The sequence below is a fragment of the Azospirillum formosense genome (genome assembly GCF_013340925.1).
GTDB classification, from domain to species: domain Bacteria; phylum Pseudomonadota; class Alphaproteobacteria; order Azospirillales; family Azospirillaceae; genus Azospirillum; species Azospirillum formosense.
Window position 1 is genome coordinate 1 of record NZ_WHOR01000022.1, and the last position, 22,343, is coordinate 22,343.

23 protein-coding genes and 2 pseudogenes are annotated in these 22,343 nt (G+C 63.2%); 18 read left to right on the forward strand and 7 right to left on the reverse strand.

What is annotated here, in order from left to right:
* The 5 genes from GBZ26_RS29895 to GBZ26_RS05085 all read left to right on the forward strand — a co-directional run.
* On the forward strand, positions 1 to 349 hold a 349-nt coding region (locus GBZ26_RS29895), incomplete at its 5' end, for a hypothetical protein (RefSeq protein ID WP_211104588.1).
* Positions 350 to 353: 4 nt separating this feature from the next.
* The gene (locus GBZ26_RS05070; protein ID WP_174437895.1) at positions 354 to 1,871 is read left to right on the forward strand and encodes a portal protein; all 1,518 of its coding nucleotides are present in this window, start codon (positions 354 to 356) and stop codon (positions 1,869 to 1,871) included.
* Positions 1,864 to 2,136: a Bbp19 family protein gene (locus GBZ26_RS05075; protein ID WP_174437896.1), complete on the forward strand. Its 273-nt coding sequence runs from the start codon at positions 1,864 to 1,866 to the stop codon at positions 2,134 to 2,136. Before GBZ26_RS05070 ends, GBZ26_RS05075 begins: the two co-directional genes overlap by 8 nt.
* A gap of 25 nt (positions 2,137 to 2,161) precedes the next feature.
* Complete coding sequence (locus tag GBZ26_RS05080; protein ID WP_174437897.1) at positions 2,162 to 2,869, forward strand: capsid assembly protein; 708 nt, start codon at positions 2,162 to 2,164, stop codon at positions 2,867 to 2,869.
* 191 nt (positions 2,870 to 3,060) lie between these two features.
* Positions 3,061 to 5,445, forward strand: a complete 2,385-nt coding sequence (locus GBZ26_RS05085) for a putative bifunctional diguanylate cyclase/phosphodiesterase (protein WP_174437898.1) — start codon at positions 3,061 to 3,063, stop codon at positions 5,443 to 5,445.
* A 58-nt stretch (positions 5,446 to 5,503) separates the two neighbouring features.
* On the opposite strand, the gene GBZ26_RS05090 is transcribed toward GBZ26_RS05085, so the two are convergent.
* Positions 5,504 to 5,941 (reverse strand): PRC-barrel domain-containing protein, encoded by a 438-nt coding sequence (locus tag GBZ26_RS05090; RefSeq protein ID WP_174437899.1) that lies wholly within the window; start codon positions 5,939 to 5,941, stop codon positions 5,504 to 5,506.
* A 420-nt stretch (positions 5,942 to 6,361) separates the two neighbouring features.
* Between GBZ26_RS05090 and GBZ26_RS05095 the strand changes: the two are divergent.
* A pseudogene (locus GBZ26_RS05095) lies at positions 6,362 to 6,679 on the forward strand (phage capsid protein); the annotation flags it as partial.
* Between the two features lie 471 nt (positions 6,680 to 7,150).
* Entirely contained in the window at positions 7,151 to 8,038 is an 888-nt protein-coding gene (locus tag GBZ26_RS05100; protein WP_174437900.1) for a hypothetical protein, read from the forward strand.
* Positions 8,039 to 8,322: 284 nt separating this feature from the next.
* Here GBZ26_RS05100 and GBZ26_RS05105 read toward each other — a convergent pair whose 3' ends face one another.
* Positions 8,323 to 9,195 carry a HEPN domain-containing protein gene (locus GBZ26_RS05105; protein WP_174437901.1) on the reverse strand — a complete coding sequence of 291 codons (873 nt, stop codon included), beginning with the start codon at positions 9,193 to 9,195 and terminating at the stop codon, positions 8,323 to 8,325.
* A gap of 270 nt (positions 9,196 to 9,465) precedes the next feature.
* Between GBZ26_RS05105 and GBZ26_RS05110 the strand changes: the two genes are divergently transcribed.
* Positions 9,466 to 10,062 (forward strand): recombinase family protein, encoded by a 597-nt coding sequence (locus tag GBZ26_RS05110; protein WP_174437902.1) that lies wholly within the window; start codon positions 9,466 to 9,468, stop codon positions 10,060 to 10,062.
* Complete coding sequence (locus GBZ26_RS05115) at positions 10,049 to 10,567, forward strand: hypothetical protein (RefSeq protein WP_174437903.1); 519 nt, start codon at positions 10,049 to 10,051, stop codon at positions 10,565 to 10,567. The genes GBZ26_RS05110 and GBZ26_RS05115 overlap by 14 nt, the downstream gene beginning before the upstream one ends.
* Positions 10,568 to 10,683: 116 nt before the next feature.
* On the opposite strand, the gene GBZ26_RS05120 is transcribed toward GBZ26_RS05115, so the two are convergent.
* Entirely contained in the window at positions 10,684 to 10,998 is a 315-nt protein-coding gene (locus GBZ26_RS05120; RefSeq protein WP_174437904.1) for a hypothetical protein, read from the reverse strand.
* 229 nt (positions 10,999 to 11,227) lie between these two features.
* Between GBZ26_RS05120 and GBZ26_RS05125 the strand changes: the two genes are divergently transcribed.
* Positions 11,228 to 11,581 (forward strand): hypothetical protein, encoded by a 354-nt coding sequence (locus tag GBZ26_RS05125; protein WP_174437905.1) that lies wholly within the window; start codon positions 11,228 to 11,230, stop codon positions 11,579 to 11,581.
* A gap of 243 nt (positions 11,582 to 11,824) precedes the next feature.
* On the opposite strand, the gene GBZ26_RS05130 is transcribed toward GBZ26_RS05125, so the two are convergent.
* Entirely contained in the window at positions 11,825 to 12,175 is a 351-nt protein-coding gene (locus GBZ26_RS05130; protein ID WP_174437906.1) for a helix-turn-helix domain-containing protein, read from the reverse strand.
* A 162-nt stretch (positions 12,176 to 12,337) separates the two neighbouring features.
* Here GBZ26_RS05130 and GBZ26_RS05135 point away from each other — a divergent pair, with 162 nt between their 5' ends.
* On the forward strand, positions 12,338 to 12,598 hold the full coding sequence (locus tag GBZ26_RS05135) for a hypothetical protein (RefSeq protein WP_174437907.1): 261 nt from the start codon (positions 12,338 to 12,340) through the stop codon (positions 12,596 to 12,598).
* A gap of 769 nt (positions 12,599 to 13,367) precedes the next feature.
* Here GBZ26_RS05135 and GBZ26_RS05140 read toward each other — a convergent pair.
* The 3 genes and pseudogenes from GBZ26_RS05140 to GBZ26_RS05150 all read right to left on the reverse strand — a co-directional run.
* Positions 13,368 to 13,505, reverse strand: a pseudogene (locus GBZ26_RS05140) (IS3 family transposase); the annotation flags it as partial.
* Between the two features lie 890 nt (positions 13,506 to 14,395).
* Positions 14,396 to 14,650 carry a hypothetical protein gene (locus tag GBZ26_RS05145; RefSeq protein WP_174437908.1) on the reverse strand — a complete coding sequence of 85 codons (255 nt, stop codon included), beginning with the start codon at positions 14,648 to 14,650 and terminating at the stop codon, positions 14,396 to 14,398.
* 46 nt (positions 14,651 to 14,696) lie between these two features.
* Positions 14,697 to 15,485: a DNA/RNA non-specific endonuclease gene (locus GBZ26_RS05150; RefSeq protein ID WP_174437909.1), complete on the reverse strand. Its 789-nt coding sequence runs from the start codon at positions 15,483 to 15,485 to the stop codon at positions 14,697 to 14,699.
* 759 nt (positions 15,486 to 16,244) lie between these two features.
* Here GBZ26_RS05150 and GBZ26_RS05155 point away from each other — a divergent pair.
* The 7 genes from GBZ26_RS05155 (at position 16,245) to GBZ26_RS05185 (ending at position 22,188) form a co-directional block, all read left to right on the forward strand.
* The gene (locus GBZ26_RS05155; RefSeq protein WP_174437910.1) at positions 16,245 to 17,000 is read left to right on the forward strand and encodes an autoinducer binding domain-containing protein; all 756 of its coding nucleotides are present in this window, start codon (positions 16,245 to 16,247) and stop codon (positions 16,998 to 17,000) included.
* A 96-nt stretch (positions 17,001 to 17,096) separates the two neighbouring features.
* On the forward strand, positions 17,097 to 17,717 hold the full coding sequence (locus tag GBZ26_RS05160; protein WP_174437911.1) for an acyl-homoserine-lactone synthase: 621 nt from the start codon (positions 17,097 to 17,099) through the stop codon (positions 17,715 to 17,717).
* 48 nt (positions 17,718 to 17,765) lie between these two features.
* Positions 17,766 to 19,166, forward strand: a complete 1,401-nt coding sequence (locus GBZ26_RS05165; RefSeq protein WP_174437912.1) for a cytochrome P450 — start codon at positions 17,766 to 17,768, stop codon at positions 19,164 to 19,166.
* 26 nt (positions 19,167 to 19,192) lie between these two features.
* Positions 19,193 to 19,993, forward strand: a complete 801-nt coding sequence (locus GBZ26_RS05170) for a JAB domain-containing protein (protein ID WP_174437913.1) — start codon at positions 19,193 to 19,195, stop codon at positions 19,991 to 19,993.
* Positions 19,994 to 20,191: 198 nt separating this feature from the next.
* The gene (locus GBZ26_RS05175) at positions 20,192 to 20,617 is read left to right on the forward strand and encodes a hypothetical protein (RefSeq protein WP_174437914.1); all 426 of its coding nucleotides are present in this window, start codon (positions 20,192 to 20,194) and stop codon (positions 20,615 to 20,617) included.
* Between the two features lie 252 nt (positions 20,618 to 20,869).
* Positions 20,870 to 21,220, forward strand: coding sequence for a hypothetical protein (locus GBZ26_RS05180; protein WP_174437915.1), 351 nt, complete (start codon positions 20,870 to 20,872; stop codon positions 21,218 to 21,220).
* Entirely contained in the window at positions 21,217 to 22,188 is a 972-nt protein-coding gene (locus GBZ26_RS05185) for a radical SAM protein (protein ID WP_174437916.1), read from the forward strand. The genes GBZ26_RS05180 and GBZ26_RS05185 overlap by 4 nt, the downstream gene beginning before the upstream one ends.
* Positions 22,189 to 22,343 lie beyond the last annotated feature (155 nt).

The window sequence follows — 22,343 nt, forward strand, 5'->3', positions numbered from 1 at the left end:
GACACGTTATCTTTTTTTTTCACGTTGCGCCACCCTCACCAGTACACACCCGTGCATCTCGCGTGTCTGTTCGGGCGAGGATAACGATGCGGGGCAGACGCCGTCTCGGGCCCCCGCGCCCGGCCGCCCCCCCCCGCCGCCGGGGCCGGCGGCCCCCGGCTCCCCGCCTGCCTCCGACCCGGCCGCCCCGGCTCCGGCCACGGAGGAGGAGAAGGACCCGGCCAAGGCCGCCGAGGCGCTGGTCCAGCGGCGCAACCGGGGGCGGGCGGGGACGGTCCAGACCTCCTGGCGGGGCGCGCTGGACGTCGGCGCGCTGGTGCCGCTGCGCAAGCGCCTGTTGGGGGAGTGAGACCATGAGCGACACCACACCCGACACTGTTGGGGAACGCCGCAAGGGGGATGCCGCTTCCGCGTCGCCGAACGGGCCGGAGCGTCTGCTGGAACGCTACCGCGCCGCGCGGGAGCGCCGGTCGGTCTGGGAAAGCCACTGGCAGGACTGCTACGACCACGCCCTGCCCAACGGGCAACCCTTCCGCGGCGGCGGCACCCCCGGCGAGCGGCGGGTGGACCGGCTGTTCGACGGGACCGCGCCCGACGCGGTGGAGCAGCTCGCCGCCAGCCTGCTCGCCGAACTGACCCCTCCCTGGTCGCGCTGGTTCGGGCTGCAGCCCGGCCCGTCGCTGCCGGACGGCGAGCGCGACCGCGTGGCCCCGATGCTCGACCGCGCCGCCGGCATCGTGCAGGCCCATGTCGACCGCTCCAACTTCGCCGTCGAGATTCATCAGGCCTTCCTCGACCTCGTGACGGTGGGCACCGCCTGCCTGCTGATGGAGGAAGCCCCGCCCGGCGCCGCGTCCAGCCTGCGCTTCACCGCCGTGCCGCTGGCCGAGGCGGTGCTGGAGGAGGGGGCGGACGGACGGCTGGACGGCACCTTCCGGCGCAGCGAGGCGACGCTGGCCCAGATCGAGCGCCGCTTTCCCGGCGTGACCATCCCGGACGAGGTGCGGGAGCGCGGCGTGGCGGAACCGGACAGCCGCTTTCCGCTGGTCGAGGCGGTGCTGCCGGACGGGCTGGCCTACCGCTGGACGGTGGTGCTGGACAGCGGTCCGGCCGAGCCCTCGACGCTGGCCGAGGGGCGCTTCGCGCAATCACCGTTCATCAACTTTCGCTGGCTCAAGGCACCGGGGGAAACCTATGGCCGGTCGCCGGTCATGAAGGCGCTGCCCGACATTAAGACCGCCAACAAGGTGGTCGAGCTGGTGCTGAAGAACGCCTCCGTCGCCGTCACCGGCATCTGGCAGGCCGACGACGACGGGGTGCTGAACCCCGCCACCATCCGGCTGGTGCCGGGGACGATCATTCCCAAGGCGGTGGGGTCGGCCGGACTGACGCCGCTCGCCAACCCCGGCCGGTTCGACGTGTCGCAGCTCGTGCTCGACGACCTGCGGGCGCGCATCCGCCACGCGCTGCTGGCCGACCGGCTGGGGCCGCTGGACCAGCCGCGCATGACCGCGACCGAGGTGGTCGAACGCTCCGCCGAGATGGCCCGGCTGCTCGGCGCGACCTACGGGCGGCTCCAGGCCGAGCTGCTGACCCCGCTGGTGCTGCGCGCCGTCGGCATCCTGCGCCGCCGCGGCGAGATCCCCGACATCGCGGTGGACGGGCGCACGGTCGCCTTGCAGCACCGTTCGCCGCTGGCCCAGGCGCAGGCGCAGCGGGACGTCCAGGCGACGCTGCGCTGGCTGGACACCGCGCGGCAGCTTGGTCCGGAGGCGCTGTCGGCGGTGGACGTCGCGGCGACCGCGCGCTGGCTGGGCGAGGCCTTCGGCGTGCCCGCCAAGCTGGTGCGGGCGGAGGCGCCCCATGGCTGATCCGGCGGAGTGGAACAACGGCGGCTGGGCTTGGCTGGAGGGGGCTTCATCCGCCGAGGCGGTTCCGGCCGGCGATCCGGCGCCCAGCTTCGCCCGCTGCTTCGCCGGGCCGGACGGGGCGCGGGTGCTGGACACGCTGAAGGCGATGACGCTCGAACGCACGCTCGGCCCCGACGCCTCCGACGCCGCGCTGCGCGACCTGGAGGGCCAGCGCCGTCTGGTCGCTCTCATCCTTGCCCTGACCGCCCGTGGGCAGGGCGCCTGAGTCTTTCATCGATAAGGAGCTATCCATGGCCGAGAACCTGCTGACGTCGACCGTTCCCGGCGCCCCGCCCGCGGTGCCCGAGAAGTTCCGCGACCCGGAAACCGGCGCGGTGCGCGTGGAGGCGCTGCTGAAGTCCTATCTGGAGCTGGAGCGCAAGCTGTCCGCCCCCGCTCCCGTCCCCGGTGGCGACGAGCGGCCCGACCTGCTGGCGGCGCCGGGCGTGCCGGACGGGCCGGAAGGCTATTGCATCGCCTGCGACCACGGGCTGTTCGAGCCGGACCCGGCGATCAACGGCCGCCTGCACGGCGCCGGCTTCACGCCGGACCAGGCGCAGCTCGTCTACGATCTCGCCGCCGAGCGGCTGGTCCCGCTGATCCAGGAGCTGGCCGCCGAATTCCAGGCGGAACGCGAGGTCGAACGGCTGTCCGCCCAGTTCGGCGGGGCCGAGCGCTGGCGGGAGGTGTCGCGGCAGCTCCACGCCTGGGCGGTGAAGAACCTGCCGCCCGCCGCGGTGGAGGGGCTGTCGACCACTTATGAAGGGGTGATGGCGCTTCACCGGATGATGACCGGCGGCGAGCCCGCCGCCCTGTCGATGCCGTCCGGCGCGCCGTCCGCCGGCGGGGAGGCGGAGTTGCAGGCGCTGATGCGCGATCCCCGCTATTGGCGGGACCGCGACCCGGCGGTGGTGTCGAAGGTGACCGACGGTTTCCGGCGCCTGTATCCGACCGCCTGATCGGCTGCCTGACCGACTGGCGGACCGGCTGGCGGACCGGCGGCGCGGCGTGCTTCGCGGGAGGAACTGCGAAGCCACGCCGCGCCGGATGGGCGAAATGTCGCAGCTGGTTTGAAAAGGACAGAGGGGGACCGGAGCGGGCAACTTGACCGTTGCGTGTTTGAAATAAAAAAGCGACGCTTTCGCGCAGAATGACAACCACCCGGAAGCAGCCGGGTGCGACGATTGCCGCCGGGACCGTGATGACGCTGCGCCGCAAGATCCGCTGGCTGACCTGGATCGGCCTGATCGGCTGCCTCATGGCGGCAATACCGGCGCTTTACCTGCTGCGCAGCGGTCTGATCACGGAACGGGAACGGCTGACCCACGCGCTGGTCGGCTCGGCGCACGCCATGCTTGGCGAGATCAACGCGGCCATCGAGGCGGGCGCCCTGCCGCGGGACGATGGCCAGGGGCAGGCGCGGCTGGCGCTGCGGGCGCTGGGGCGCGACCCCTTCCATGTCAGCGTCTTCACCGATGGGCGCGTGCCCGAGGGCTGGATGGAGGAAGGACGTTCGGTCCGCGCCAGCCTGACCTTCGAGCCCTGGGGCTGGGCCATCGCGGCGGCCAGCGGAACCGACGACCTCGACCGCGAGTTCGCCATGGAGGCCCTGGCCTTCATCCTGTTCATCGGCGTTCTGCTGGTGCTGAGCTGGCCGCTCTCGGTGTTCCTGTCGCAGCATGTGCTGGGTCCCATCGAGGCGCTGTCGGAGCGGATGGAGCGGCTGACCGAAGGGCAGACCGGCATCGACATCCCCGGCCGCGACCGCAAGGACGAGTTCGGCGCCATGGCCCGCGCCATGGACTATTTCCGGCAGGCCGCCGAGGCGCTGATCGTGCGCGACGAGCGGTTGTTCGGCATCATGAACAACATCGGCGAAGCCATCGTGCTGGTTGGCGAGGACGGCCGGGTCGAGGAGCACAACCCCGCCGCCGTCGCGCTGTTCGGCGTGCCCGCGGAGCGGCTCGACGGCCATCGCTTCGCCGACCTGTTCGCCGAGGAGGACCGCGAGCGGGTCGCCCGGCTGTTCGGTCCGGGCGCGCCGGGCGGGGACGATGCGGCGGGGATGGGGGCCGGCGGCCGCACGGAGCGTGCCGAGGAGCTGGTGATCGAGCGGGGGGACGGGCGGATCGACGCCTCGCTCTCCCTGTCCTGCCTGGACGTCCAGGGGCGGCGCAGCTACGTCTGCGCGCTGGCCGACATGACGGAGCGGATGCGCCACGAGCGGGAGCTGCTGCGGCTGGCCACGCGCGACCGGCTGACCGGCCTGCCGAACCGCGCCCTCATCGAATCGCTGCTCGACAGCTCGATCGAGCGGGCGCGGCGCCACGGCCGCCGCTTCGCGGTGCTGTGCCTGGACCTGTCGCGCTTCAAGCTGATCACCGACACGCTGGGCCACCATGCCGGGGACCTGCTGCTGCAGGAGGTCGCCTCGCGGATCGTCGTCACGGTGCGGGCGAGCGACACGGTGGGGCGCATCGGCACCGACGACTTCGCGGTGATCCTCGACGAGGTGGGCGAGGCGAAGGAGGCGGAGACCGCCGCCCAGCGCATCCTGGCCGCCTTCGACGAGCCGGTGTTGCTGATGGGGACGGAGCATTACGTCCGCCCGTCCATCGGCATCGCCCTGTTCCCCGACCATGCCGACAGCGCGCAGGAACTGATCCGCGCCGCCGACACCGCGCTCTACGCGGCCAAGCGGGCCGGCGGCAAGCGCCACGCCTTCTTCCGCAAGGAGCTGGCCGACCAGGCGCACCGCCATCTGGCGCTGGACCGCGACCTGCGGGCGGCGCTGGCGCGCGGGGAGTTCCAGCTCCACTACCAGCCCAAGGTGTCGCTGGTCGACCAGTCGCTGGAGGGGTTCGAGGCGCTTCTGCGCTGGGACAAGCCCGGCTTCGGCATGATCTCCCCCGGCGAGTTCATTCCGGTCGCGGAGGACACCGGCTTCATCGTGCCCCTCGGCGACTGGGTGCTCGACGAGGCCTGCCGGCAGTTGCGGGAGTGGATCGACCACGGGCTGGAGCCGGTGCCGGTGGCCGTCAACATCTCGCCGCGCCACCTGCGCCAGCGCTCCGCCGAGGATTTCCGCCGCATCATCGACCGCCACCGCCTGTCGCCCGATCTGGTCGAGCTGGAAATCACCGAGGGCGCGGTGATGCAGGACATGGACCATGCCCTGTCGGTGCTGGCCGCGCTGAAGGCCATGGGCATCCGCGTGGCGGTGGACGATTTCGGCACCGGCCATTCCTCGCTGAGCTACCTGAAGCGGCTGCCGGTGACGACGCTGAAGATCGACCGTTCCTTCGTGAACGGCGTGCCGAGCGAGCGGGAGGACAACGGCATCGTCTCCACCATCATCGCCATGGCCGACATGCTGGGGCTGGACGTGGTGGCGGAGGGGGTGGAGAAGCAGGAGCAGGCCAATTTCCTGCGCCACCACAACTGCACCCTGGTCCAGGGCTGGCTGACCGGGCGCCCGGTTCCCGCCGGTCAGGCCGCCGATCTGCTGGCCATGCGCCTGCGCCGGTCGGCGTAAGATCCGGAAGAACCGGGGGCCGTCGCCCCCGGTCCGTCCTCCTGCTTCCACCCTGACGTCAGCGCAGGGCGCCCTTGACGTCCTCGTACTTGTCCTTCTGCCAGGCCTCCAGGCCCTTGAGGTCGTTCTCGGTCATGTCGACGGTCAGGCGCTTGCCCTTCATGTGCAGCCGTTCCAGCGGCAGGACGACGTCCTTGTCGCTGATATCGGCGATGTGATCGACGTCGATCACCGCGAAGGTCTGGCCGCCCTTGCGGACGATGCCCTCGATTTCGGCGATGTCCTTGCCGTCGCTGCCATAGACGTCCTTCCCCTTGAGCTGGGCCGCGGTCATCTTCGCGACCGCCGGGTCGAGCGAACCGTGGGTGGCCGCGACCTGCCCGGTCGCCTTGTTGGTCGGAACCTCCTTGGCGGTGGTTCCGGAGGTGCCTTCGGCCAGGGCCGGGGTGGCGAGCAGAAGGGCGGCGACGCCACAGGCGGTGATGATCGTCTTCATGAAGCGTATTCCTTTTTTATGCCGTGTTTTTCGGGCCGTTGAGGCCAACCATTCAACAGCGTGGCTCCGGGGGATATTCCACGCCCCAAGGGAGTACCGCGCCAAGGGGATGGCTGGTTGATAAAGGAAAATATTCTTGACATAAAAGGGCGCATGTCCTAGAAACACTCTTGCCAACGCCCGTCGTGCGTCCCGTCGCGCGGTGGGCCGCGGCATCCCGAACCTCCCCTCCATGCCTGTCCTGAAAGAGGCTGGCCGGACAACCGAAAGGCCCGGCCAGCCTCTTTCTTTTTCGCGCTTCGCCCGCGGCCGGGCGCGCGTCCCCCGTCCCATTCCGGGATCGGGCGCGCCCGACAACCGGGTGGCGGAATGCTTCCCGCCGGACGGGACCCCCGCAGAACGCGAAAGGAATACAATCCGATGTCCACCTCGGTCGCCCAGGCTTTCGTCAAGCAGTTCGAACGCGAAGTGCACGACGCCTACCAGCGCATGGGCTCCAAGCTGCGCAACACGGTGCGCACCAAGAACAACGTCCAGGGCGCTTCCACCGTCTTCCAGAAGGTCGGCAAGGGCACCGCGTCGACCAAGGCGCGCCATGGCGCGGTTCCGGTGATGAACCTGGACCACACGCCGGTCGAATGCACCCTCTACGACTTCTACGCCGGCGATTGGGTCGATCGGCTGGACGAGCTGAAGACCAACATCGACGAGCGGCAGATCATCGCCAGCGCCGGCTCTGGAGGGAACCATAAAGCCTCACGAGAGCACCCATAAAGCTCCATCGCGGGAACCATAAACTTGTTCCTGGGCTTTCCCGAGCTCCCGCGGTATGTCGCAACCACTCGGCTCCGGCACAAAGCGGGGCCGCGTCCGGCTACAGCAGTAGGGCGTCGAGCACGGTGCGAACGGCTGGCCACCAAGCCGGGAACGTCAGCAGCGCCGTGAGAAACAGAATCACGCCATACATACGGGCCTCCATCAGTAAGAGAGTCCCGGCAGCATGACCGATCTGACTGGCCGACGCGCCCGGCCTAAGCGACGATAGTTGACGTTTGGGGCCGTCACGCAAACGAGCGTTTCATGCAACGGTCAGCGCCAGATCGACAACCTCGTAATCGCTTTATGCAGCAGGCGCCCGGTTTCATGGATGATCCTGCTGTGCCTTAACCGGACGTGCAGGGCAGTAGCAATCGGTTTATGGGGGGTGGAATGGCGAGAAAGCGGAACCCGGGCAAATCGAAGGACGGCACTGCGACTGGCAAGAAGGGGAAAGCAGCCAAGGGCAACCAGGGGGGCAAACCAGAGACGATCTACCGGCGGGGCCTGAAGCTCAATCGCCGCCGCACGCTACGGACGTGGGATACGGAGTTTCAGAAGGTCAGCGACAACGATATCGAAGTGTGCGACGCCGGGCATGAGTGGCAGCGCGACGACCTGAATCGCACATGCCCGTATTGCTACCGGGCGATTGTGCGTGGCGTTGATCCGCGGGAAATCGTGGCACCGCGGCTGTCGGGTAGCGGTGAGCGAGTGTCCGACCCAATGGAGTCGACTGTCGATGTCCGGGTAAAGATGGAAATTCCCCATAGCTCCCACAGGACGGCGCCAATGCAGCGCATTGAGGTCCCCGACCGCTTCGATATCGGGCCGCGCGAGAAGCTCGTCATCCGCGTCGAGCGTCCGGACGCGCGCGTCGAGGCTACAGCGACCAAGTCCACGGAAAGGTTGGTGACCAGGCCGGAGCCGAAGAAGCCAGATCCCGTAGAGCGGATGCACCGGAACGCTGTCGCCGCTCACCTGCGGTCCGGGAAAACGATTCGCGTGACATGTAAGGACAAAGCGCTCGACATGCAGGCCCTGCGCGGGGAGATCACGCGGCTGCTGGAGCGCCAGGGCGGCCGCTGTGCACGGACGGGGGTCGAATTCGACCAAGACGACTACTGGCTTCACGCCAGCCTCGACCGCGTCGTCAGCAGCAAGGGTTACATTCCCGGCAATCTCCAGGTTGTTACCTGGTTCTACAACCGCCTGAAGGGCACCATGGACGAGGAGGAGTTCTTGGAGTTGGCGTACCTGCACTTTGGCGGGCACCGGTAAGCTCTAACCCAGAGAACCTACACGACGCCTTCGGCAACGACCTATCGAAGGCATCCGTTTCACTAGCAACGTTGAGGACAGCGCCAACAGGTGGAAGCGATCGTCGCGACTTGTAAGGTCGGCGTTAGCAGCCCGCGGCTGCGGTAACTGCCCCTCCTTTCTGGTATGTCGTGAAAACGAGCCCTATCGATACACGAAATCGCATTGTACAATCATTTTACAAGGAAACTGTTTAAATTGATGAGGGGTAATATTAGACGAAATTCAAGCGTAGAATCATGCCTTTATTTATTATTTCTTTTGACCTGGAGTTCAAGTATCTCCATTACTTGTCTGTCAAGCTTGATCGTTTCCAGCATCCAGGCGGCCCCATCCAATAATAGACTGCTTGGCTCTGTGCTCTGTCGGTAGCTCACCTGATTACATAGAATGTGCAAAAGTGAGTTTCGAGCGGGTCCAATGACTGCGGACAAAGATGGTGGTAACGGACCAGAAAAGCATGACGGCGCTGAATCCATTTGATAATTCCATAAGACCAGGGAATCCGCCACATCCTCACCTGACATTACCGCAGGCGAAGAAATAGTTTGGAAGTCGCCTCGCACTTGATATGAAGGATTGGCGCGCAGGACATCGGAAAAATTCTTTCCAACGAAAACTTGCAAATCTTTCTCAACATAGAAGTCTTCCCCAACAACCCAATCAATTCCTATTGTGCAACGTCGGATATTGAATGCAAGGATATCAAGTTTTATGAGATCGCTTGGGCGATTGAACCAAGATGTCATCCCGTAGCGGCTGTTCGGGTTTCCCTGTTGATAGAGAAATCGCAGGAACCTCTCCGGCTCTTCATCGTTCCAAAGCTCCTGCGGAAACAGTTCTGGCCGTTCAAATCGCTGCACTACCAGATCACCAAATCTGTCGCAGCATCGGTTGTACAGATTTTCGATCCCGTGACTACCATGCTTAGTACTCTCACCATTGAGGACAAGAGCTGCCTTGCAATACTTTTCGATTGCTTGAACGGACTGCCAGTAAAACTCCCTGTGGAAGCCATGGATTTTTGCCCAACGAGCAAGTTGGTAGTTTTGATCACCCGGCTCGACAAAGAATTCGTTCGCAAAAACAGACTTGAAATGGTTCAGGCTATAAAACATTGTGCAAACTCTTTGAGCCGAAGCGAAAGGATTGATATCCAATATAGCGTAGCGTTAATTAATCAGACGGTAAAGGCCAACTAAGGATTTTGCGCTCTTCCACTCCTCGCCTCTGCTAATGCCGCCGTGCCGGAACCGGACGGTTCTGGCACGGGGTCCAGCGCGGGCGGGTCGAGCGGAAGCGTGGCGGGGTGTCGCGTGCCAAAATCCGTGCCACAATAGGCGTGCCACCGTGTTAGGGTGGTGACGGATTTTGGCACAGGGGGAAGCGTGGATCTGGGCTATGCGAGAGTGTCGACCGCGGATCAGGTCCTCGACGCGCAGATCGCCGCGCTGACCGGGGCGGGCGTCGACCCGTCGCGGATCTACACCGACCGGATCAGCGGTGCGAAGGCGGAGCGGCCGGGACTGGCCGAGCTGATGCGCTCCCTCCGGCCCGGCGACGTCGTCGTGGTCTATCGGCTGGACCGCCTCGGTCGGTCGCTGCTCGACTTGCTCGACTTGGTCCGGCGGATCGAGGCGGCCGGCGCCGGCCTGCGCAGCCTGCATGAGACCCTCGACACCACCACGCCGACCGGCCGGCTGCTGTTCCACCTGTTCGGCGCGATCGCGGAATTCGAGAGAGGGCTCGTACGCGAACGGACCATGGCCGGGCTGGCGGCTGCTCGGGTGCGGGGCGCCAAGCCCGGCCGCAAGTCGGCGCTGACCGCCGAAAAGCTACAGCTGGTGCGGGTGCTGTGGGCCGATCCCACGGTGCCGGTAGTCCATATCGTCAAGGAATTCCGGGTGTCCCGGCGCACGCTGTATCGGGAGCTGGGGCCGCGGACTGCTCATAACAGTGATGGGGGGTGCGATGCAGACAGCTGATCCAAGTGGTGTTTACAGCTGGTACCAGATAGCTAAGGACTTTGCTCCGGCGGCGATGGCGTTGATCGCATCAATCGTTGTAACAATTATTAATTTTTCCCACAACAAACGAATGTATGCTGTTTCTAAAAGCAAACTGAAATATGATATGTATGAAAAGAGATTGAAGCTTTTTCAGCAAATATTCATATACTATGAGGCGTTACTATCTTGGTCCGATACTGAAGATCAGAAGATTGCAAGAGAAAATTTCTTTCGATCATATCACGAGTCGTATTTTCTTTTTCCAAATGGATCAGGTGTTCCGGAGATAATGAAAAAAATAAACGACTATGGGAATAAAGTTATAGCAGCAAAATCAATGAAGGGTGACTTCGCTCGCAACATGAAGGATGACTATTTAAGGGCTTTTAATGAGTCACAACATATACTAACAGTTGGCTTCGACCAAGCTTTTGCCGAGTTGAAGTGTGCAGTTGCCCCCTACCTCTGTTTGACGGATTAATGGTCGGGAGCGCTTCCGAGCCGTCTAACAAGCTGAGGAGGAAAGGGGCGGGCTCGCCCGCCCTGGTGCTGTCGCGAAAAGGTGCGAGCGGTCCCTGAGTCGGGACCGCCGTTGCTTCAGGCGAGGACGGTGGGGTCGTTCTCTGCCATGCGAAGGATGGCCATGACCTTCTGCTGCTCCGCAACGCTCAAGGTCGCCCACCCACGGACCCAAGTCGTATCCATTGGTACTCTCACCAGCGTCTCGAGCGCGCGCAATGCTTCTTCAGGCGTCGTGGGCCAGCGAGATACCAATTGCCAGTTCCTATATGCCTCACTGGTCACCATCCCTGTTCCATCCCGGTCACGGAGCGCAATGGAGACTTGGATGGTCTCTCCGCTCTCATCGTAGGGCTCGTCACCGAGGAGAACGGTCAGCAGGGGTTTCGGCATCGGACAGACTCCTGAACTCAGGGCTTGTTCGTTCCCACATTCTAAGATTTGTGTTCAACAACATAGGATGCGTCCAGGGCGAACCTTCCATGGCAACCCTGGCGGTGCCGTCTGTGTCGCGAAAGGGCGCAATAAGAGCGCGGATCAAAACCCCACCTCCATGGGCTCAAGCCATTGATTTCGCTCGGTGCGGCAGAGGTATTGTTCGGCACTCTAAGGGGTGAGTGTCATGCAGAGTACGAATTGGCACCGGAAAACACTGGAACTGGCCAAGGCTCTGCATGCAGGTCAGGTTGACAAGGCTGCGCCCTACTGGCTTCACCTTGGGCGAGTTGCCCAGCGGTTGGTCAAGCGGTTCCCGGATGCAACGAAGGCCCAGGTTCAGGCAGCTTTGCTGCACGATGCCATTGAGAACGCTGGCGTGACACCCGACCAGCTCCGGGAGCTGGCTATTGAAGGGAAAGTTATTGTCTCGGCGTGCGCAGCAGCCCGCACGTCGAAGACCTGCCCGATCTCATCCGCCAATGGGCTGCTCGCGCCTGAGCGCCCGCTCTTTTGCTTCTGTTACCATACGATCTCGTAAAGCAACTGGCTGGAGACCGCCTGGGTTCGAGGCAGGGGCCCCCGTCACCGATGGCCTGGCCGGATGTAGGTAATTGAAAGAATTGCTGGTGGCGTATGTTGATTAGAATTGGGAAACTATTGTAAGGTGAAAGGTGCGCCCAGGTTGATTGAGGTGTCTCGGAGTGCTCGTGTCGGAAGTCGCTGGGTAAGCATTCCCTTGCCAGATGCGGGCCCTCTTGACTCTCGCCACCAAGCTTTTTCTTTAGTGGTGCCTCTCGCGGCCTCGTGCCAATACTTCTATTTGGCGGAGGGCAATTTCAAGGTCGGTGTCCGTGAGCGTGTCAGCAATGGCGAGCATACGCGCCCGCAGTTCAGCTCGGCGTGGCGATACCGAATTTTCAGTATTTTCGAACAAAACACCAAGCGATACATTCAGCACCCGGCCGATCTGCTCTAACGTGTCGAGGCCGGGAAACGCTTTTCCGCGCTCGATGTTTGACACCGTTTCGACGGTACGGTCTATGGCTTCTGCAATCTGCTCCTGCGTGAGCTTTAATGCCAGCCGGCGGGCGCGCACCCGCGATCCAATGGTTTGTTTCAGGTCATGAGCCATGACCCGAACTGTCCTTTTGGGTGTGTGGCTTGACCATAGAGTTGGTTTTCGGCTTACTGGTCTAGCCCGAAAAATGAATTCGGGTTGGATGAGCCCTAAGTCGACGAGGAACGCATCTCCTCGGTGTTCTCTGCAAAAGGAGTAGGTAGGATTGGCGATCGAATGATGGTGGTAGAGCAATTTCAGGCAGCGAGGGAGCAGACAATCGACTGGTTGATAACCAGTGGCCTTTCCGCGTTTGAGGGCTATGCTATCGGCCAAGTTCTGAATCGGGCTTGGATTAAATACAACAGCCGTCTCCTTCTCGATTTACACGATGAAGGTGAGCGATCATGGCTGGCTGCACAGGCCGAGTGGCTGGCCAAGCTCGGTTCCCTCGGGGGACCGATCAGTTTACTTGCCGCGGTCCGGGCCATCGACTGAACAGGAGGTCCCTAATTCCCTGCTGGTTTTGGTGTTCCTTCGGGCTGTTGCGTACAGGTACGGGCGAAGACGTTCATCGCCTTAATTCTCAATCCGATTAATGCACCCTCTGTCGGTGCCCAGATCGGGTTGGGGTCATGTTCCAGTTCGAATTTATAGGGCGGCATCGGATAAGGTGCCGCCCCCTCTTACAATTCCCAATCTCGATTCCGGATTTTCTGTCGCTGCTCCTGCATCCCAGGCTCCGCCCCCCAACGTCGTGGATTTCCACACATCCAACAGCTACACAGCGCCAGATTGTCTGCGGCCTTTTGTGGGAACTTGCTCCACGGGTACACACGGGCTGCCTTGGCAACCATGCGCGCACGGTCATGTCGGCGGCGTGCCCGCTTCATGTCCTTGAACATCGGCCTCTCCAAGATCGATGCCCCGGTGCGCTCCGCCCAACCGTGGGCGGTGCTGCCGGGGCTATCGTATCTTCGAAGGGGGTGCGGCTGCGTTGATCATCCGGGCATAGTTGCCGCCGGCCCAGACGGCGTCACGCTGCCATTTCCGGAATGATCTTCCTGTATGAGCCGCGCCGCCAGACGGTTCTTCACGCAGATCGCAGACCAGCTCATCACGCGATGCGAGGCAAATCCCTTTGCTCTCCGACAGCCAGTTAGGAATGCGCGGGCTAACCGCGCCGCACTGGCGACATTCTCGGTTTGAGCATAGTCCGGCCTTTGGCCTCGGCGGGGGGAATGTTGCTGATTGGTTCGAGTAGGCAGCGGTCGTGGAGCGCCTGCTCCAGGGCATCCAGGACGAAGCCAGTGCGGGCAGTGCGCAACACCCGCCAACCCACAATCCGGCGGGCGAAGGTGTCGATGGCGAATACCACGTAGTCGAAGCCTTGCCACGTCGCGATGGTCGCCTCCGACACGGGTGCAATGGCCGCGAGGTCGTCAGCAACTGGTTGTTCCACGATGGTCCGCTCACAGAGGGCATGATCGTGTTCCCATCTCTCGTGCAGATCCGCCGGTGCGGAACGATCTCAAGGAGCTGGGATATTCCGCCGTCCGACGCTTCTCGAAGGGAAATTGGTCCTCACCAGCCACATGCCTTTGAGTGCAGCGATAATGGTCGTGCTCGTCTGCTCGTCCAAGCCGGCAACGCGCAATGCCTGCGTGATCGCGCCCATCCTTCGAAGGACAGGTGGCGCTGGGGTACCACGGCTTCGCCCCTCTTCGCGCACCGGCCGACATCGGTAACATCGCGAGCAGCGTTCTCAAGCATCCGCTCGCTGAAGTGAATGTGCAGGGGCGGAGAGGGGCGTTTGGTGTCCTTGCACTTCATCCCTTCCATTGGCGCCGGCGGTGCCGCTTCCAACTCCGATGTCCGAGGTCGGACCGCCACTCGTCGTCCCACGCTGTTGGTGGCCGCCGCACTCGTCCAGAGATCGGTACGTCACATAGATCCGCCTCGGCCGCAGCGGTCTGGCGTAACTCCGCGAGCGTGCGCGGATAGCGCAGCATGTAACCGATGAGACGCCCGAGACGCGGTTTGCCCGTACCGGGAACCGGCACACGGCAGTTTCTGAACATGGCTTTGCTCCGGTAGGTGGGAACCTACCGGAAGGCCAAGGGCTCCTTGCTCCGACAGCGCTGCATGATCCAACTCATGTACGATAACCATCGAAACATAGGGCGTTCGGGCTGCCGCGCCTAGCTGATTGATGGCCGAAAGTTGTCGATGTGCGCGGGGCCGGTCTTTCGACGGGATGTAGTGTTGTCACTCCTCAGCCAACCGCGACGGCGCTCAGCTGAACGGATTCGGCACTTGATCCGGCGGCTTCGTCGCGACCGCGTCGGGCAGATGCTCCTCGTGCTCCAACGCGGCAACCACTGCGTCCACGACGGCTTTCAGCGCGCGGGCGTGCTCCAGGCCCGCTTGGTCCTTCGTGAGCGCGATACTGCCGTAGAGGGACACGCGGTCGGTGCGGTTTTCGATGGTGAGATCGTCGATCTGCAGCGAGTCGGACTCATTGGCGAAGGGTGTTATCGGCAACGGCATCGGATCCTCGTCAGCAGGGCAGGGTGTAGGGCGGCGCCGGCCATGGTCACGACCGCCGGCGTGGTTTGGGCTCGGGCAACGGCATCGCGACGGCTCTGACCCTCTCCGGGAGTCCAGGAAACACCGCAACCCCGGTTAGCTGTTCCAACTCGGCGATCGACAACACCCGATGAGCCTTCGTGGTGACGTTCTCCACAAAGTACGCGGCCGCCTGGCGCCGCTGCGGATCGTAGACCGCCTTGAAGGCGTGGCTGGGCACGAGGACGCGGCCGTTGATCCGCTGCAGACTCTGCCCCTGGAAGACAGGCCCAGTGACGACGTACAGCTCGCCCTGCCGTTCCGCAAGGTCACGGATGCCACTCTCGATCCATTCCCAGATGAGCTGGTTCATCTTGGGGCTTTGCGGGATCATGTTGGCGAGGCTGAAGCTCTCCTCCTGCGCCGCCGGTGTCGGCATGTCACCGGAGGGAGCCATATGCCCACGATCGAACCCCGACCCCTTGTAGTCGTCCAGTTCGGCCCGCTCGTCCGCCGGCAGGTTGGGATCGGCATGGAACCGGTTCTTGCGCTTCAGCCCCCGCGCCGCGGCGAGTCGTTCCGTGGTCAGGTGCTCGGCCGTCCACAGCGGCGTGCGGCTGATCCCGGAATGCAGCAGGGCGTAGCCATCGTAGCAAAGCGGGCGCGTCTTGGCGGCCAGGCTTTGCCGCGTCAGATCCGGCGCCTGTCCGGCGACGAAGTGCTGAGGGCAGGCTGTGGGAGCCGCCGCGGCCGGCAGAACAGCACCGGCGAAGGCAAGGGCGCCAAGAACAAGGACGGCGGCGGTGCGGGGAAGCATCGGACGACTTTCCGGCAAGGCGTGGACGGAGCGGCAGTATGTCGCGTCGCCGCGGTTGGCTGCAAACACCCCATTAAGACAAATGCCGCAGAATGTCGGGGCCTTCACCGGAGAGCCGAGGTGACGTATGCGGCCGACCCTCCTGCTTCCATGGCTGGGGCTTCTGTTCATCGCCGGAGCGGTCCCCGCTTTGGCACGCAGTTCCGCAACGACCGACGCCGAAATCCGGGAGCGCCTCGTTCAGGAGTCGATCGACGCCTATCTCGGATCGTGCCCGTGCCCCTACAGCACCATGCGCAACGGTCGCCGCTGTGGCGGGCGCAGCGCTTACAGCCGGCCAGGAGGTCAGTCACCCCTCTGCTACCCGGATGATGTGCCTTCAGCGTTGATCGATGCATATCGCGGCAAGCCCCCATCGTCCACACTAAGGTAGGCATCTCCTGCACCCATTCAGCTTCCCAATCAGTGGTGGAGCGTTTGGGTTCAAGAGAGAAAAACTACGTATAGTTGAAACTGTTGCTACCACTTGCTGCTTTGGGCGAGCCGCCGTGCGCAGTGTTTCTGTACCTCGACGATACAAGTTGACGCCGCCCAAGGTGTTCAGGGACGCGAATTTCAGAGGTCGCACGCATCTCAGGATCAACGGCAACCCAAAGGCGTTCACTGCAGCCTTTTGTATCGCGTTACTTTCAAATTACACTATCGTTCGAGCCATATCTGATGGCGGTACACTCGTATTCAGTGCGTTTGGGAGAACCCATGGACGGCCAATGGTGGAACGCCATCTTTCACCAGCTAAACGAAGCGGATGCGGCGCCCGCTCTGGAGGGCGTTCTCGAGGACACGACGAAGGCGTTGGCAGCGAACAGCTATGCCTTCTTCAGTGGCGTCCTCGTGCATGACATCCGGCAGGAGCCGGGTACTATCTTCCAGAGGCCGCCACTCTGCGTTCATCGGTTTCCGCAGGCTTGGCAGGAGCGCTACTACGCAGAAGGCTACTACAAGGATGATCTGGTCATCCGGACCGGGCTTCGCTCCGTCCTGCCGGTGCGCTGGAGCGAACTGGAGCGCGCGGCCACCGGGCGCGCCCAAAGGATTTTTGCCGAAGCCAGGGAGCATGGGCTGAAGGCCGGCGTCAGCGTGGCCGTTCATGGCGATGCCCGTACCTTCTCAATGCTCAGCCTGACGTTTCCGGAAGAGGGCGAAGCCACGGAACGGCACATCGACGCCCACGTCCATCAGGTTCACCTCCTGGTGCTCCATCTGCACGCCGCCGCGCGGCGGATCGAAGCCGCTACTGCGCCCGCTGCCGCCACCGCAGCCTTGACGCCGCGTGAACAGGAGGTTCTGCGGTGGATGGCCAACGGGAAAACCTATGGGCAGATCGGCGATATTCTCGGGATTACCGAGCGAACGGTCCGCGAACACCTTGATCGCGCGGCCAACAAGCTGGGCGTCGACAGCAAGGTGCAACTCGTCGCCGAAGCGGTGGCGCGCGGTTTGACGGTGGCCTGACCCGACCGCGGACGGCAGGCCGTCGTCAGATCCGACGACTCGAAATTCGCACACTGATGCATGAGTCTTGGGCGCTCACCACTTGGGATGGCGTTCATGACCCATCAAATCTCCTTTTTGAAGCCATCGAACCAGATCCCTCCGGACCTGTTGAGGCGTCTGTTCGAGTTTCGTCACGAGGTGTTCGTTCAGCGGCTTGGCTGGGTGCCGGCACGGGGTGCCGAGGAAGTGGACTACTTCGATACCCTCGGCCCCCATTACGCCGTGTGCCAGGATCGTGATGGTCAGGTTATCGCCGGTGCACGCCTGCTGTCGATGGCCGGGCCCTCTATGCTGCGCGACGTGTTTCCCGCCCTGCTGGGCGACCGGCCCTGTCCGCAGGACGATGGAACCTGGGAGATCAGCCGCTTCGCCCTCCGCCCCACCCGGGGGGACCGCGCCGCTCATCGCCGGGCTCTGCTGAGCCTGGTCGGACGCATGCTCGACTTCGCCGTCGACCGGGACATCCACCGGCTGGTGGCGGTCAGCGACACCCGGCTGGAACGCTTGGTGGCGGACGTCACCGGCCTGCCCATCCATCGGCTTTCATCCCCGCAGCGGATCGGAAACGATTGGGCCGTCGCCGGCTGGACGGACGTCTCCAATGCGGCCCGTGCCGCGCTTGCCGACCGCCTCAGGCACGACCGCGCCCGCGACGACGCCCGCACCGCGGCCTGAGCCTCACCTCCCGACTCCCCACCGACTCCGTCCACACTGGAGCCACCGATGACCTTCGTCTCCTCGCGGCTGCCGCTGGCGCCGCCCGACGCCTCTGCACTGCCGCTCGCCCAAGGCCGGCCGTTCGTCGGCAACCTGCCCTTCATCCTCAGCGACCCTCTTGGCTTCTTTCAGCGGCTGTCCCGATCGGCCGGCCCGGTGGTCCGGGTCCGCCTCGGCATGGCGATGGGCGAACTGCTGCTCGTCACCGATCCGGCGGTGATCGCCCATGTCCTCGAAGGCAACGCGGGCAACTACCGGAAGGGGCGCTTCTATCAGCGCCTGCGCGGGGTGTTCGGCAACAACATCATTTTGGCCGACGGCCCGGACTGGCGCCGGCAGCGCCACATGGCGGCGCCGGCCTTTTCAGCCCGCCATCTTGAGGCGGCCGGTTGGGTGATGGCAGGCAGCGCCGCCAGCCTCGTGGAACGGCTGGACGGCGCGGCGCGGCGGGGTGAACCGGTCGACATGCTGCGTGAGTTCATGGATGTCGCGCTCAACGTCATCATCAAGACCCTGTTCGGGGTGGGCGTTGGCGCGCGTGCCGAGGCCATCACGGCGGCAATCGAGCCCCTGCTGCGCGAAGGCGAACGCCGGGTCTGGTGGCCGCTGCGGCCGCCCCTGTGGGTGCCGACCCCGGTGAACCGCCATCTCCGGAGCGTCCTCGCCGGTTTCGACCGGGTGGTTTATGAGCTGATCGAGGAGCGTCGGCGCAGCGGCGAGCGTCGCGAGGACATTCTGGACGCCCTGCTCCATGCACGCGACGAGGCCGGCGCCGGCCTGACCGACCAGCAGATCCGCGACGAGATCGCCGGCTTTATCGTGTCCGGCCACGAAACCACCGGCACGACGCTGGCCTGGGCCTTGGAGGCGCTGTCCCGCCACCCCGCCGTCGACACCGCCGTCCGGAGGGAACTCGACGACGTCCTCGGCCCACGCCGGCCGACGGCCACCGACCTGCCCCAGCTCGTCTACACCCGGGCGACTCTCTACGAGACGATGAGGCTCAATCCCGCCGTCTGGACCATTTCCCGTCAAGCGGTGGCCGACGACGTCGTGCAGGGCATTCCGATCCGCGCGGGCACGGTGGTGATGATGCCGCCGTACGTCGTGCATCGCACGGCCGCCCACTGGCCCAACCCCGAAGGCTTCGATCCCGAGCGCTTCCGCAACGGTGAGCCGCGGGGCACGTCTAAATTCACCTACTTCCCCTTCGGCGGCGGGCCGCGCCGCTGCCTCGGGGCGCACTTCTCGATGATGGAGATGCAGATCGTCCTGGCCACGTTGCTGCAGCGCTTCCGCTTCTCGCTGATCCCGGGCTCGCTGCCGGAAGCCATGGTGACACTCACCCTCCGGCCGCGCGACGGGCTGTGGATGATCCCTGAGATCGTCCATGCCCAACCGGCGTGACGATGCTGGAGGGAAGCGATGGGGGGATGGGTGGCCCGGCCACCCATCGTCCCCAGGCTCCGGCAGACGCCCGAGACTCGGTTCCGGGCATCCAAGGAGGCGAATCTGGCCGGGAGTGCCGAAGTCGCCCCGCGAAGGACAGCAACCGGCGTCGTCCCTCGACGGCGGAGCCGCCTCAAAGGGTCGCCCTGCAGGCGCGCGGCTTCGAGGCGATTCCCGATGGCCAGCTCCTGGCTCATCTGCTGGCCTTGACGACGGAGGGGGAAAAGGCCGATGCAGACCGTCTCGCCGACCGGCTGCTGCATCATTTCGGAAGCTTGACCGATGTGGTGGCCGCGTCGGCACCGCGCCTGCGGCAGATCGCGCGCCTCGACGAGCGTGGGCTTTTCTCCATGCGGCTGGTCTGGGAAGTGGCGGCCCGGCTGGCGTGGCAGGAGACGGTGCGTCAGCCGTTGCTCGCCACGACCCCAGCTCTCCTGACCTACTGCCAGATGAGACTGGCGCGGGAACGGGTCGATCAGGTCCGCGCCCTCTATCTCGACGCGCAGCACCACCTCATCGCCGATGAGCGGCATCAGGTCGGGACCGCCGGCACGGTGGAGGTCTACCCGCGTGAGATCCTCCGTCGGGCCCTGGAGCTGGATGCGGCGGGGTTGATCGTCGCACGTGGCCGGATTCGAGGAAGCGCACGCTTGTCCGCGGATGATCGGTCTTCGGCTAAGGCGCTTGAGGTTGGGGGGCAGGCTTTGGGTATCCGTCTGGCCGACTATGTGGTCATTGCGCGCGACGGCCACTGCAGCTACCGCAGCGAACGCCGGGGCCGATGACAGGAGCGGTGCGGCGAGCATGCGCTTGGGATGCGGCTCGGCTGACGACCGCGTCGCCCGCCGATAGAATTGCGTGGGGCTGCGCCACTCGTTGACATACACTTGCATTCAATTCCGCACTGGAAGGGCATCAGCGTCAAAATCGGTCCGTTTTTGCCGTGATCGACACCGTTCAGGCATCGTGGATGGTTCCGACCCATGATCCATCGTCTTCTTTTGTCCGCGGCCGCCATGGTCTTGGCCATGGCTCCCGCGTTGGGCCAGGAGGTCATCACCTGCCAATCCTGGCGGCACCAGCCCATCGACGTCACGAGCGACGGCCGGATTCCCGCTTTCGTCCCAGATCGGGGCTGGGTAAGCGTTCGCCCGCGCGGTGTCGAGGGACCTCAGCCCGACGGCTCCTGTTCCACCGAGCAGTTCCTCGCCCGTCTGGCTCAGACCACGATCGTGCTCACTCTGCGGAACGCCAGGCTGGTGGCCTTCTGCGCTCCACAGGATGTGGGCGCCGATGACGTCGAGGCAGCTGTGCTCATCGATGGCGTCGACCTGCAGCGCATCCTGGTCGATACGGCGTTGGCCCAGCCCGTGGACGGCACGCCGCGACGCGATTGGTGTTCCCGGTAAGGAGCAGGGTGTTGTGTCCGGAAACCCCCCAGCCACGCGCCCAGCTCAGCTTCCCACGCCTGCACCTCCAGCATGTTCGCCTCCAGTGCCGGTTACCGCCTGAGCTGTACAACAGCCCTTACCTCGCGCCCTCACGCAGAAACTGCCAAAGTAGTGCTAATCCGACGTAGTCTCTTTCCAATTCGTAGTCCGCGATCAAGCATGCCGTAGTGTAGCATTTCGTTTCTCGCACAATTCGACCTAGGAGGCGTCATGAAGGAAATTACTGCGACGTTACAGCCTGCCGCTATTCGTTTCTCCGAACTGGGTGAGGTAATTATCCAGGATCCTAGCTTGGCCCGCCAAGTTACAAACGCGATTGCCGGCGCAGACATAGTGGCGTGCACAACCAACAACGGCTGTGGAAATGAGGTAAACGGATATGGTTGTGGCAAGGCTAACGCCAAGTGCAACGGTACTATCGTTAATCCAGATGATATATACGCTGACCAAGGCTCGGGCGAGGTACGGATTCGCAACTACGAGCTCACAAAGAAGTTTGCATCTGGGAAACTGAGTGGTGAGACGAATTTTGGGATCGCGTTTACGGGATTCAAAAAATGATTAATGACAGGCTTGATCTAGCAGAAGTGGCAGCGGCCCTTGATAATAAGCGGCTACGACTATTCCTTCTCCCGACGGAATATTGTAATTTCCGGTGCACTTATTGCTATGAGGATTTCGCGTTAGGCCGCATGTCCGAGGGCGTTGTAAACTCGGTGAAACTCTTTCTGAAGACCCGCATCCCACAATTACGTTCGTTTTCTCTTTCGTGGTTTGGAGGAGAGCCGCTTGCTGCTAAGTCTCTAGTTCTTGACATAACTGAGTTTAGCCGCGAGCTAGCGCAGCAGCATAGTGTGGCTTTTCATTCCGACATAACAACGAACGGGTATGCGCTTACGCAGGACTTATGTAGAGCTCTATTGATAGCAGGTCTAAATCACTTCCAGATCAGCCTAGATGGCTTCGAGGAAGATCATGACAGCACACGTAAACTCGCTAATGGACGAGGAACATATCAAACAATAATGAGAAACCTTCTGGAGATGCGCTATAACGAGCGGGACTTCTCGGCCACTATCCGTGTTCATTACACCGATGCCACCCTCTCACGCCTTCCCCAGTTCGTAACGTTCTTGAAAGACGCCTTTGGAGCCGACAAAAGGTTCAACTTCTTTATCAAGCGTGTGGAGAGGCTCGGTGGGCCAAATGACGCATCTATTAAGCAAATTGATATACACCATGAACGTCGAGTTCTGAGCGCAGTGGCAGATATTCTCGGTACTGTAGGTGATGATGAGGGGTGCCCTGTTTGTTACGCGGCAACAGGAAACTCGCTAATCATCCGCTCAAACGGACGTATTTCTAAATGCACCGTAGCATTCACGGATGATCGAAATGATATAGGCTCCATTAATGGTGACGGCACCTTGCAGATAGATCAAGAGAGGGCAGCAGCGTGGCTTGACGGGTTGCTCGCCTACGATAGGAATGTAGCCGCCTGCCCCCTGATACATCTCCGACCACTTTGAGTATTTTGGGTCTGCTGTTAAACGTTTTAACGTTCTCGTTGGTGCGACGAGGATCATTGGTCCAGTTTGAGAGCCGGCGGTCTGGTCATACTTAGTGATATGGTGCTCTACGATGTAGTCGCTGACAGCGGAGCAGAGAGTAATGATGCTTTAAG

Excerpts from the sequence above, each read along its gene's own strand:
- GBZ26_RS05070 (WP_174437895.1), top strand. The coding sequence starts at position 354 with ATGAGCGACACCACACCCGACACTGTTGGGGAACGCCGCAAGGGGGAT.
- GBZ26_RS05075 (WP_174437896.1), top strand. The coding sequence starts at position 1,864 with ATGGCTGATCCGGCGGAGTGGAACAACGGCGGCTGGGCTTGGCTGGAG.
- GBZ26_RS05080 (WP_174437897.1), top strand. The coding sequence starts at position 2,162 with ATGGCCGAGAACCTGCTGACGTCGACCGTTCCCGGCGCCCCGCCCGCG.
- GBZ26_RS05085 (WP_174437898.1), top strand. The coding sequence starts at position 3,061 with ATGACAACCACCCGGAAGCAGCCGGGTGCGACGATTGCCGCCGGGACC.
- GBZ26_RS05090 (WP_174437899.1), bottom strand. The coding sequence starts at position 5,941 with ATGAAGACGATCATCACCGCCTGTGGCGTCGCCGCCCTTCTGCTCGCC.
- GBZ26_RS05100 (WP_174437900.1), top strand. The coding sequence starts at position 7,151 with ATGGCGAGAAAGCGGAACCCGGGCAAATCGAAGGACGGCACTGCGACT.
- GBZ26_RS05105 (WP_174437901.1), bottom strand. The coding sequence starts at position 9,195 with ATGTTTTATAGCCTGAACCATTTCAAGTCTGTTTTTGCGAACGAATTC.
- GBZ26_RS05115 (WP_174437903.1), top strand. The coding sequence starts at position 10,049 with ATGCAGACAGCTGATCCAAGTGGTGTTTACAGCTGGTACCAGATAGCT.
- GBZ26_RS05120 (WP_174437904.1), bottom strand. The coding sequence starts at position 10,998 with ATGCCGAAACCCCTGCTGACCGTTCTCCTCGGTGACGAGCCCTACGAT.
- GBZ26_RS05125 (WP_174437905.1), top strand. The coding sequence starts at position 11,228 with ATGCAGAGTACGAATTGGCACCGGAAAACACTGGAACTGGCCAAGGCT.
- GBZ26_RS05130 (WP_174437906.1), bottom strand. The coding sequence starts at position 12,175 with ATGGCTCATGACCTGAAACAAACCATTGGATCGCGGGTGCGCGCCCGC.
- GBZ26_RS05135 (WP_174437907.1), top strand. The coding sequence starts at position 12,338 with ATGATGGTGGTAGAGCAATTTCAGGCAGCGAGGGAGCAGACAATCGAC.
- GBZ26_RS05145 (WP_174437908.1), bottom strand. The coding sequence starts at position 14,650 with ATGCCGTTGCCGATAACACCCTTCGCCAATGAGTCCGACTCGCTGCAG.
- GBZ26_RS05150 (WP_174437909.1), bottom strand. The coding sequence starts at position 15,485 with ATGCTTCCCCGCACCGCCGCCGTCCTTGTTCTTGGCGCCCTTGCCTTC.
- GBZ26_RS05155 (WP_174437910.1), top strand. The coding sequence starts at position 16,245 with ATGGACGGCCAATGGTGGAACGCCATCTTTCACCAGCTAAACGAAGCG.
- GBZ26_RS05160 (WP_174437911.1), top strand. The coding sequence starts at position 17,097 with ATGACCCATCAAATCTCCTTTTTGAAGCCATCGAACCAGATCCCTCCG.
- GBZ26_RS05165 (WP_174437912.1), top strand. The coding sequence starts at position 17,766 with ATGACCTTCGTCTCCTCGCGGCTGCCGCTGGCGCCGCCCGACGCCTCT.
- GBZ26_RS05170 (WP_174437913.1), top strand. The coding sequence starts at position 19,193 with ATGGGTGGCCCGGCCACCCATCGTCCCCAGGCTCCGGCAGACGCCCGA.
- GBZ26_RS05175 (WP_174437914.1), top strand. The coding sequence starts at position 20,192 with ATGATCCATCGTCTTCTTTTGTCCGCGGCCGCCATGGTCTTGGCCATG.
- GBZ26_RS05180 (WP_174437915.1), top strand. The coding sequence starts at position 20,870 with ATGAAGGAAATTACTGCGACGTTACAGCCTGCCGCTATTCGTTTCTCC.
- GBZ26_RS05185 (WP_174437916.1), top strand. The coding sequence starts at position 21,217 with ATGATTAATGACAGGCTTGATCTAGCAGAAGTGGCAGCGGCCCTTGAT.